The organism is Clostridium sp. UBA3061 (assembly GCF_002367465.1).
GTDB lineage: Bacteria > Bacillota > Clostridia > Clostridiales > Clostridiaceae > Clostridium_J > Clostridium_J sulfidigenes.
In genome coordinates this window covers 73,847-85,455 of sequence record NZ_DFCF01000010.1, presented here as the reverse complement: position 1 = coordinate 85,455, position 11,609 = coordinate 73,847, and the positions used below count along the sequence as shown (strand labels likewise).

The window sequence follows — 11,609 nt, the reverse complement described above, 5'->3', positions numbered from 1 at the left end:
TTCTTAGTATCAGTATTTTCCATACTTAGGACTCGTTGTCCTTTAGGATAAATAAGTCCATGTAAGCCAAACCAAAGATTTGGACACTCACTTAAGTATAATATTTTTTTCATCTTAATTAAAGGGTTTATTAGGTAAAGTAAATACAGATGATATGAAAATAATAAGCATACCTAGAATGTATCTGGTATAATAAGGGTATGATTCCATATAGAAGGTTAGTGGCAGAAAAACTAAAACAGGATTTTACTAAATAAGTTATATATTAAGAGGGGTAAGAGAATGGTATTTGAAAAGTTAAATGAAAAGTATTTAGAGGATGCAGTTAAGCTTGCACAAAAACAATATAATATGGAGCAGAAATATATAGAAGCCTTAAATGATAAAGACTATAAAGAGGTTCTTACTGATTTATTGAGTGATATTTTTAAGAATAATCATGGAATGGTAGCTATTGAAAGAGGAAAAGTATTAGGGTATTTAAGTTTTTGGAAAAGTGTAAACGGTCATTTTGGCAATGTTAAAGGTTCATTTTCTCCATTATTTGCAAATGCTTATGGCGGAGAAAATAGGGGTAAAATAGCATCACTTCTTTTTCAATATGTATCAGAAGAAATGATTAAGGAAGAAATTTTAAGTTATGCAATTTGTCTATATAGCCATGATGCTCAAGTTATGAAATCTTTGACAATGAATGGATTTGGCATAAGGTGTGGAGATGGAATCAGAAATGTTAACAAGCCGCTCAATATTGAAATTAACACAGAATATTCTTATGAAGAAGTACATTATAGCAAAGCAGGATGTTTGTTATCGTTAAGCAATAGTTTAGTAAGGCATATGAGAAAGAGCCCTACATATTTTCTGAATGAAGAGCTTTCAGAAGGGGAATTTGTAGAGAGATGCAATAATAGACAATCACGTTTCTTTATTGCCAAGGATAAATCAGAAATAATAGGATATTTAGAAGTCACAAATGATGGAGAAACATTTATCACTGAAGAACCAGACTATTTGCATATCTGTGGGGCATATTTGAAAGATAGCTATCGTGGGAAGAATATAATCCAGAGTTTACTTTCCGTTGTTATTGAAACATTAAAAAGGGATGGTATAAAGAGATTAGGTGTGGATTTTGAAACAATTAATCCAACTGCGTTAAGATTTTGGGAAAAGTATTTTGATAGTTATACGTATAGTCTTGTTAGAAGAATTGATGAAAGAATTCTTAGATAAAAACTAGAAGCAAATGCTGATTTCTATATACTCTAATATGGTATCCCGTTATTAATATATAATTACGTATTAATATATAGTGATATTTGCAGAAATCGGTTTCTATAATGTAGAAATAAGATGCATAGAGCTTGAAAGAAATAAATGGAAGTTTTAAAATATATTTGTAAACTCAAAGTTGAGAGGTGAGTATATGATAAATACAAATTCAATAAACCAAGTTAATAAAAGTAATATTAGTGGACTGACAATTCCTTTATATGATAGTTACTGTTTTTCTAATATTTGTGGAACTATAAAAGATTTATTTAATATTGATTCAGATAAAAAACTTCCTAGTGATGTTATCGGAAATAGCAATGAGAAACCTAATAAAATAGTATTTTTTCTAACGGATGCTTTTGGATGGTGTTTTTACGATAAATATAAAGAGCATTCTAAATTTTTATGTAAATTAGAAAAGAGCGGTGTAGTTTCAAAATTAACTTCACAATTCCCATCTACTACAACAGCACATGTAACAACAGCATTATCTGGTGAATCAGTTTATGAACATGGACTTTATGAGTGGTTTTATTATGAACCAAAAGCTGATGATATAGTAACATCATTTTTATTTAAGGAAGCAAGAAATAAATATAATGAAACCTTAACAAGGAAAAATATAAAACCCAGTGACTTTATACCACAAAAAAGCTTTTTTAAAGAATTATTAAACCATGGAATAAAAAGTACTGTTTATCAACCTAGTCATATAAATAATAGTACCTATACTAGATTCACATGTAGGGATGCTAATTTAAAGGGTTATGACACAAATGAAGATTTGTTTAAATCATTATCAAAGGATTTATTAAAGAATGATGATAAAGAATATTTTTATGTTTATTTACATGACATTGATGCTATAGCTCATGCAAAAGGAAATCAATCAGAAGAATTTAAAATAGTTATGGGTAATTTATTTAAAAATTTAGATAGGTTTTATGAAGAAGGAAAAGATAAGTTTAGTAATACTGCTATTATAATTTCTGCAGACCATGGTCAAATTGATATTGATCTAAAAAATCCATATTATATTAATAAACTAATTCCTGATATAGAGAAGTATTTAAAGAAAAATAAAAACAATGATATCATGTCACCAGCAGGATATTGTAGAGATTTATTTCTGCATGTAGAGGAGAAATATTTGATAGAGTTAAAGACTATTCTTGAAAAGGAGTTATATGAAATAGCACAAGTATATCTATTTGAAGATTTAAAAGATAAAGGCTTATTTGGAGTTCCTAGTGAAAAGTTATTAGAGAGAGTTGGAAATTTAGTTATATTGCCTAAAGAAAATAATACTGTTTGGTGGTATGAAAAAGATATATTTGAAGTTACATTCCTAGGAATGCATGGTGGAGCAAGTAAAGAAGAGATGGAGATACCATTTCTATTTTATATGTTTAAATAATATTGTAGTAACCTAAGTTACAAGCTACTTCGAAAAGTCCCCAGGGAGACATAAACAAGTTATGAACACAATCTGATTGTATCTGCCTGATGGAAAGGGGGGATGAATGGGAGAGGCTGTAATGACAAAGGTCAGGTTTTAATGTTGAATGATAGGAATGGAGTGATTATGTGTCTAGAGCAAATGACAGAGATATAGTTAGGGGACAGTATAATTCAGATAAGAATTTAAAAGCCAGACAAGCTTTACATGATGGTTTTAGTACAAATAAATATGGATGGTTTAATTGGGTATTTGATCAATATAAGTTTAAGCCTAATGATAAAGTTATTGAATTTGGATGTGGGAATGGAAGTACATGGGCTAATAATAGAAATAGGATACCAAAGGATATCCAGGTGATTCTCACAGATTTGTCTGAAGGTATGTTGAGATCAGCAAAAGATAACCTTTTAGGAATTGATGAAGTATTTGATTATTCTGTTAGTGATATACAAAATATTGAATATGAAGACAATTCATTTCAGTGTGCCATTGCAAATCATATGCTTTACCATGTGGAAAATAGAGATTTAGCAATCAGTGAAATTGCCCGTATACTTAAAGCAGATGGAACTTTTTATGCTACTACCAATAGTCTTTATAATATGAAGGGACTAAAAGACTTAGTGAGAAATTTTGATTCTCAACTTGATTATGAATCCTTTTCTGTTGCAAAGGAATTTGGTATAGAAAATGGGGCAGAGCAGTTATCAAAGCATTTTGATTCTGTTGAAACTTTAGTATATGAAGATTCCCTTCATATAACAGAAGCAAAGCCTTTAGCGGATTATGTTCTATCATTAGATGAACATGTGAACATACAGGATATAATGACGGAGAGCAAAGTACAGGATTTTTACAGATATTTGGAAGATATAATTTTAAGAGAAGGAAGTATTGATATACCTAAATCTAGCGGAATGTTTATAGCTAAGAATCCTAAGAAAGTGTTATAAAAGGAATGATTGCTATATTTGAACGCATATGAGTAGAGTTACATTTGAGTTATGCTTCAAATTTCATATTTAATTAGTAGAACTTACTCAGCGAACGCATATGAGTTGAGTTATAATTAAAGCAAATAGGGCGTGTAATAAATTATGTTGAATTTATTACACACCTTATTATTTTATTCTTTTAATACATTAATAATTTTTCTAGATAATTTATAAGATTCACCCGCTCCAAAAACTATAATTATATCTCCACTTTTAGCTTCACTAAGGAGTTTACTACATATTTTATCAGAGCTTTTTATATACTCAGCTTTATTTATATCTATTTCACTACATAGCATATCTAAATTAACTGGCTCTATGTTTTTATTTGCTTCTCGTCCTAAGAAGGGATTTGTAATAATAACTCTATCTGCCTTTTTTAATGCTATAGCAAACTCATTAAAAAACAGCTTTGTTCTTGAAAGTTGATGTGGTTCAAAGACAGCGAAAACCTTTTTTCCTGGATAACTAAGTTTAATTGAATCTAAGGTAGTTGCTACTGCTGTAGGATGATGAGCAAAGTCATCAAAAATCTTAATATCATCAATATCTGCTACTAATTCTAGTCTTCTTCCTATTCCTTTGAAATTTTTAAATGAATTCTTTATTGCATCTATATCAACACCTAACTCTAGGGCAGTAATTAACACCCCTAAAGAGTTTTCAACGTTATGCTTACCGATAAGTCCAAGGTTAAAATTATATTCTTTATCTCCATTTACTACTTTAAAGGAGGAATATTCAGGGGTGTTTGAAGTCAATTCTGCTTTATACTCCATGTAAAAAGGGAATTCAAGCTTATTATCTATATAATATCCAATAACTTTTACTCCTTCTTCATTTAGCCAATGTCTTAACTCACATAATATTTCTCTAATAGCTGTACTATCTTCATTAACAACTAAAATTTTTGAACCTTTAAGCCTTTTTATAAAGTTTTTAAAAGAAGCCTTGACATGATTTATATCCTTGAAAAACTCTGGATGATCCATTTCCACATTGTTTATTACAGCTATTGAAGGACTATAATTTAAAAAATTATTATTGAATTCATCAGCTTCACATACAAAGTAATCTGACTTTCCTAACCTGTATCCACCACCCCAATTCTTAAAGGTTGTTCCGGCTTCAACAATTGGATCTAGACCACCATTTTCCAAAACAAGTCCCATTAAAATTGTAGTTGTAGATTTACCATGGGTACCTGCAATGGAAACAACAAACTTTTCATTTTGCACATATTTAGCTGAAAACTCCTGCCATGTCATTAAAATTCCTCTTCTTTTAGCTTCAAGTATTTCTGGATGATCCGGTGAAATATCTAAAATGGCAGGTGATATAGCTAAGATATCAATATCCTGTATATGGCTTGAATCATGACCTTTTAAAATATCTATATTATTTTGTAAAAGAGCATCTTTATAATATCCTGATATATTCAAGTCACATCCTGAAACATCAAACCCCATGTTCTTTGCAATAATTGCTATAGGTGCAGCACCACTTCCGCATATACCCATGAAATGCACTTTTATTTTATTTTCCAATATAATTCACTCCTATCATAATGTAATTTAGATTAAGAATATGTTTTAGAAAAGCCTTTGTTCTGCTATTTATTCAAAATAAAGTTGATTCACATTAAATTACAATTTCAAATTAATTATAACATAAGTTTACTATTGTTTTCCAATGGGTGAAAAAGAAATGATTATAGACTTGCATGAAGCTCAAGAAACCATTCAATTCAATTTTAAAGTAATGTATAATAAGAATTAAGTAAAAATTTGATAATATGTGAAAAATTAAGTTGTATTTAAAATATAAATAAGAAGTTAAATTTAATGAATTTTTTCATCTTTGACAAAGAACTAACAGAATATAAGGTAATTAGTAAATTAATATAATCAAATTAGTATGGACAAAACAAAGCACAGTAAGACGGGAATAAAATACTTTGTTACTATATACTTTAATGGAGGTTAGAATTTTGGAAATAATTAAGGATATTAATAATGCAATTGAATATATTGAAGATAACTTAGGTTCAAATATAAGTATTGATGAAATAGCGAAGGTTGCATTTACATCACGTTACCATTTTCAAAGAATGTTTCATGCATTAACTGGGGTTACTTTAACAGAATATATTAGAAATCGTAGGATAACACTTGCTGGTGAAGAGTTATCTTCTAAAGATGTAAAGATTATTGATGTAGCTGCTAAATATGGTTATGAAAGTCCAGATGCGTTTACTAAAGCTTTTCAAAGACTTCATGGTTCAACACCCTCTATGATAAAAAAGGGCAATGCAAGACTTAAATCATTTCCAAAACTCTCATTTCAAATATCAATTAAAGGGGAATGCGAAATTAATTATAGAATAGTTAAACAAGATGAATTTAAATTTTTTGGAGTGGATTTTTTAACCACATTAATAGATAATGCATTGTATAAAGAAATACCAGAATTTTGTGATAAAATTTGGGAGGATGGAACCCATCTTAAGATTAATGAATTTTTAGGATATTCTAAAATGAATATGCTTTATGGAATTCATTATGATTTTAAAGAAGATGGAAGTAGAAAATATATGATGGGGTGGAAAGTTCCTGATAAAGATATACCTAATGAATATAAAATAGTAAACATACCTTCATGTACATGGGCTGTTTTCGATGGCAGGGGAGATAACTTGAATACCCTTGCCATAGCAGATTTATGGAGGCTAATATATTCAGAATGGTTTCCATCATCAGGATTTGAACAAATAGAAGGACCATGTATAGAAAAGTATTTTTGGGATGATGATCAATATATTAATTATAGTTGTGAGTTATGGATTCCAGTAAAAAGAAAATAAAATGGGGGATAAAATGAGTATTGAAATAAAAAATCCAAAGGAAGATCAGTACGGTAATAGTAAAGAAAATATTTTTTTAGCCTTTAGTGATGATGGAAGCTATTTGGGAAGTGCCTATACATATCCTAATATAAATTATCATCAGGCCCATGAAACACCATACCTTATCTTTATAGATATTGATATAGAATCTAATATAGACAAGCTTTTAAAAGATGAAGTTAAACAAAAATTATTTGATAAGGTATTCCTAAGGGCTAAAGAGCTTCATAAGGAAAGACCAGACTTAAAAGCAAGAATATATTCTGGATTTGAATATAACAATGAGAAGCTTGATTTTTATATTAAAAATGGTTTTGATGAAAACTACAGTATCATTATGGAAGCAGATATTGAAGAGAATCCTAAATATACATTCACTGAAGTAGAAGTAACTGAGATAAATTTAAGTTCTCAGAAGGAGCTTATGGAGTATAGTGCAATATATAATGAAATCTTTATATCACCCTTAGATGTAGATGCACTTTTAGAACAAAGTAAGGAAAAGCATTTTAAAAATCTATATTTTTTAGTTGATGGAAATATACAAGGTGGTTGCACAATCTTTGAAAAGGATGGTTACGGCTATATTGAAACTTTATATGTTTTATCAGAAGCACGTGGCAAAGGAATATCAAAAATTATAGTTAAGTATATATTTAATTATTTCTTGTCAAAAAATTTAAATAAAACAAAGCTAGAAGTATGGGAACTCAATAAACGTGCTATAAATTTATATAAATCTTTTAGATATAATGAGGTTGAAAAGAACTTCATGTTTCCAGGTATAACTATTTAATTATGTAGAATAAATACAGGGAGGTTAAATAGAAAACACAAATTATAATAGTTAGGGTGAAGTGTATCTGTTGAGAAACAAAGTAAATAAAAAGAAAAATTAGTATAGTGAGAAGAAATGATAAAAAGTGAGAAACTTCATATAAATGGAGTTTTTCACTTTTTACTATTTTTAAGCTAGGAAGTTTTAATATACTATCTCTACACTTTAATTATACCATATATAACAAAGTAATTATAGACTGGTAATTTAAGGTATATGTGATAAAATAGCAATGTTAATTCTAAAATGCTAAAGCTTATTACAAGGAGGAGATATTTTGTCAATAAATAAATCTGAATGGCTAGTAGAAATAGAATGGTTAGAAAAGGTGCTTAGGGAGGTAAAAAAGCAATTAAAAGAAAAACAAAACTCCAAAGATAATTTTAAAAAAGAAGCTATTGAAACCCAAAGAGAATTATGGGAAAATCTTGGGGCTGTTTCAGTAGAAAACGGTATGCAGCATATAGGAGATTTTATGCAGTTTATTAATACCATGAAAATTCAAAAGAGGAACCATGAGTTTGAAAGAAAGCTAGTTGATAAATATGAGAAGATGATTTCATCTCCTTATTTTGCAAGAATGGATTTTGAGGAAGAGGGAGAAGAAAAAGCTGAAAAGTATTATGTTGGAATTTCTAATTTAATTGATGAAGACTTTAATTTCTTTATATATGATTGGAGGGCACCAGTTTCTAGTATGTTTTATGATTATGAAATTGGAAGTGCTAATTATAAATGTCCTGATGGGATTATAAATGGCAAAATATCAATGAAAAGGCAATATAAAATTAGTGATGGCAAGATTGATTATATGTTTGACAGTAATATAAAAATAGATGATGAAGTATTACAAGATATATTAAGTAAAAGTAGCGATAATAAAATGAAGGCTATAGTGACTACAATTCAAAGAGAGCAAAACAAGGCAATTCGTAATGAAAAATATAAAAATTTAATTGTTCAGGGGCCTGCAGGGAGTGGAAAAACTTCTGTTGCTCTTCATAGGATTGCATATTTATTATATAAGCATCGAGATACCATAACATCTAAAAACATAGTTATATTTTCCCCAAATAATATTTTTAATGATTATATTTCCAATGTTTTACCCCAGCTTGGGGAAGAGAATATGCTTCAAACTACATTTAAAGAATATATGCATAAAGTTCTAGAGGAGGTAGGAGATAAAGAAGATTATTGTGCAATGATGGAGACAATTTTTGGTGATAACAGTGAGCAGTCTTATGATATTAGGGTTAAAAGCTTGAAGTTTAAGTCATCTGCTGAGTTTGTTAATTTATTAAAGATATATATAAAGCACTTAGAAAAAATAGGTAGAGATTTTAAAGATATTACTTTAAGAGGGAAAACTATAATTTCAGCAGTGGAAATACAGGAATTATTTTATAAGGACTATAAGAGGCTTCCTCTTAAGAGAAGGTTAGAAAAGCTAAAGCAAAGAATTCTATATGTTATAGAACCTTATGAAAAAACATTGGTTGATAAAGCAGTAAAAGAAATGGAAGAATCCGGTGAACACTTAGATAAAGATGAAATAGTTAAAAGAAGTAAATCTTTAGTAAATAGAGACATTAATTCTATAGTTAATGAGGTGAAAGAAAAAACTAAATTTGATTTGATGGATTGCTATAAAGCCTTTTATGAAGATTTAGAACACTTCTTAAAGATGGTAAATATTAAATATGATAATGAAAGTATTAGAGAAATTAAAAGATATACATTAGAGAATTTAGGGGTTAAAAAGATAAATTATGAAGATCAAATAGCTTTATTATTTATAAAAGGAGCTGTAGGTGATATTCTAAAAACAGAAGAAGTGAAGTATGTAATTATTGATGAGGCTCAAGATTATTCACCATTACAGTATGAAATCTTTAATCAGTTATTTAACAAAGCAAATAAAACAATCCTTGGCGATATATCTCAATCCATTAATCCTTATATGAATGTTAGAAGTTATAACAATGTTGTAAATATACTTAAACCTGAGGATACTTCTATAATAAATTTAACTAAAAGTTATAGATCAACAATGGAAATAACTAAATTTTCTCGAAAAATATTAAGTGATGAAATTCAAGATGAATACGTGGAAAGAAGTGGGGAGTGGCCTAAATTAACTGGTCTTTTAGATGAAGAAGATATAAATGAAAGAATAGTTGAAGAGGTAAAAGTTCATAAGGGTGATGGGCATAATTCCATAGGAATAATAACAAAAAATGTTGATGAGGCACAGAGGGTTTACAATCATTTGAAGGATAGGATTAATATTAAAATGATTATAAGTGAGGATGATGAGTATGTTAATGATATTTTAGTTATTCCTGCATATCTTGCTAAGGGTTTGGAATTTGATGTGGTTATGATATATAATGCCAGTGATTTAAAGTATAAAGATGAAGAGGATAGATTGCTACTTTATACAGCTTGTACAAGAGCCCTCCATGTTTTAGATATATTTTATTTAAGGGATGTATCATCATTATTAAAGTGAAAAGAAATAAGGTAGACTGAAAAAGTCTATCTTTTTTTATATGAAAATGTAATCAAAACTTGAATCTGAAAATTAATTACAAAATATGTTATAATAAAAGGGAAAGATAACTATAAGGCATTAGATAAATAGGAATTTAAGGGGAGTGGTTTTTCATAAATATATAGTAAAACAAATACAAATTGAATTAATTAAATATTTTATGGGAGACGAGTATTATGGCTGGAGATAATTTTAATGTTAATTTAAGCTTAAGTGAAGTAGCTGAATTATTAGATAAAGGAATAGTAAATGAAAGTATTACAGGTGAAAGGATAGATTATCATGTTGTAAATATTGATGATATTCATGCTATGATTGTAATAGTCTATGAAAAACATTTCTATAGAGCAGGGAACAGGCTTACATTAACAGTATGCATAAATAATGTTCATGATGTTACACATGTTCACTGCATAGGTGCCGGTGGTGGTGAAGGACTATTTAGATTTGACTGGGGAGCAAGTGATAAATTTACTAATTCTCCAAGAGAAATATTAAAAAATTATATAATATAAACAGTAATTGGGAGGTGTATTTGTGTCTAATTACTATGAACAAAGTTTAAATTCTACAAAATTGTTTAAGGTTTATGATTCAAAATATCCAAGAATTAAGCGTTATTTAGGTGAAGAAATCAAATTTGTGGGTGAAAATTTACAGGGTAATGAGAAGGTGTTGGAGGTTGGAACAGGCTATGGACGTATAATTAAGGAACTGGCACCTTTTGCATCAAAGCTTGTAGGTATCGATATTTCAAAGGACTCTGTAGAACTTGGTAGGAATTATATAAAAGAAAGCCCTAAATGTAGTATTGAAGTTATGGATGCCCACGACCTTAAATTTGGTGAAGAATTTGATGTGGTATTATGTTTACAAAATGGTTTATCAGCTATGAAAGGATACCCTATGGATTTAATTAGACAATGTATGAAAGTGCTTATTCCTGGAGGAAAGGCTTATTTTAGCACATACAGCCCTAAATTTTGGAATCATCGTATAGCCTGGTTCTATGAACAGGCGGATAAGGGGCTACTTGGAGAAATTGATTTGGAAAAAACTCATGATGGTATGATTGTGTGTAAGGACGGATTTGTTGCTAATACATTTTCTGAAGATGAACTTAAAAAGTTTGGTGAGGAATTCGGTAGTGATTATAGCATTGAAGAAGTAGATGAGTCTAGTCTATTTCTTATTATTAAAAAGTCTATAGATTAATTTTAGTCTATCCTTAATTTTCATAAAAAAATATCATATTGAGATTTAGGTAGGGAGCATTTTACATTCATCCATGAAACCCTTCATAATACATTTCTATGTTATGAAGGGTTATTTTATCTACTTTCCCTCTACAAACCATTTGTAATTTGATTCGTAAAATACGTACTTTTCACGGCCTTGAATTTTGCAAGTGTATCTAATTCCGGCTCCTCCAGCTTTTAAGCTAGCAGCTGGTCTTATGTCTATTATTTTGTCTACTTCATAGTGGCGGCCATCTTCCCAAATTATTTCTCTGGGTTTTAATACACCTTCCTTTGTAAACTCTGCTAAAACATCCACATAAATCTTTGACATAA

10 protein-coding genes are annotated in these 11,609 nt (G+C 29.1%); 8 read left to right on the top strand and 2 right to left on the bottom strand.

Going from position 1 to position 11,609, the window contains the following annotated elements; genetic code table 11:
* Positions 1–282 precede the first annotated feature (282 nt).
* From B2P65_RS08005 to B2P65_RS07995, 3 genes are all read left to right on the top strand, one after another.
* Positions 283–1,236: a GNAT family N-acetyltransferase gene (locus B2P65_RS08005; protein WP_346846692.1), complete on the top strand. Its 954-nt coding sequence runs from the start codon at positions 283–285 to the stop codon at positions 1,234–1,236.
* 193 nt (positions 1,237–1,429) lie between these two features.
* Positions 1,430–2,695: an alkaline phosphatase family protein gene (locus tag B2P65_RS08000; RefSeq protein WP_346846693.1), complete on the top strand. Its 1,266-nt coding sequence runs from the start codon at positions 1,430–1,432 to the stop codon at positions 2,693–2,695.
* Between the two features lie 170 nt (positions 2,696–2,865).
* Positions 2,866–3,693, top strand: a complete 828-nt coding sequence (locus B2P65_RS07995) for a class I SAM-dependent methyltransferase (protein WP_346879955.1) — start codon at positions 2,866–2,868, stop codon at positions 3,691–3,693.
* Between the two features lie 173 nt (positions 3,694–3,866).
* Here the strand turns inward: B2P65_RS07995 and murC are convergent, their stop codons facing one another.
* On the bottom strand, positions 3,867–5,282 hold the full coding sequence (murC, locus tag B2P65_RS07990; protein ID WP_346846695.1) for a UDP-N-acetylmuramate--L-alanine ligase: 1,416 nt from the start codon (positions 5,280–5,282) through the stop codon (positions 3,867–3,869).
* Positions 5,283–5,725: 443 nt separating this feature from the next.
* Between murC and B2P65_RS07985 the strand changes: the two genes are divergently transcribed.
* From B2P65_RS07985 to B2P65_RS07965, 5 genes are all read left to right on the top strand, one after another.
* Positions 5,726–6,598 carry an AraC family transcriptional regulator gene (locus tag B2P65_RS07985; RefSeq protein ID WP_346846696.1) on the top strand — a complete coding sequence of 291 codons (873 nt, stop codon included), beginning with the start codon at positions 5,726–5,728 and terminating at the stop codon, positions 6,596–6,598.
* Positions 6,599–6,611: 13 nt separating this feature from the next.
* A complete protein-coding gene (locus tag B2P65_RS07980; protein ID WP_346846697.1) occupies positions 6,612–7,436 on the top strand; it encodes a GNAT family N-acetyltransferase in 825 nt (274 codons plus the stop codon).
* Positions 7,437–7,755: 319 nt separating this feature from the next.
* Entirely contained in the window at positions 7,756–9,993 is a 2,238-nt protein-coding gene (gene helD / locus B2P65_RS07975) for an RNA polymerase recycling motor HelD (RefSeq protein WP_346879954.1), read from the top strand.
* A 218-nt stretch (positions 9,994–10,211) separates the two neighbouring features.
* Positions 10,212–10,550: a DUF6054 family protein gene (locus tag B2P65_RS07970; RefSeq protein WP_346846699.1), complete on the top strand. Its 339-nt coding sequence runs from the start codon at positions 10,212–10,214 to the stop codon at positions 10,548–10,550.
* A 22-nt stretch (positions 10,551–10,572) separates the two neighbouring features.
* Positions 10,573–11,250, top strand: coding sequence for a class I SAM-dependent methyltransferase (locus B2P65_RS07965; RefSeq protein WP_346879953.1), 678 nt, complete (start codon positions 10,573–10,575; stop codon positions 11,248–11,250).
* A 120-nt stretch (positions 11,251–11,370) separates the two neighbouring features.
* Here the strand turns inward: B2P65_RS07965 and B2P65_RS07960 are convergent, their stop codons facing one another.
* Entirely contained in the window at positions 11,371–11,607 is a 237-nt protein-coding gene (locus B2P65_RS07960) for a hypothetical protein (RefSeq protein ID WP_346846701.1), read from the bottom strand.
* Positions 11,608–11,609: the final 2 nt, after the last annotated feature.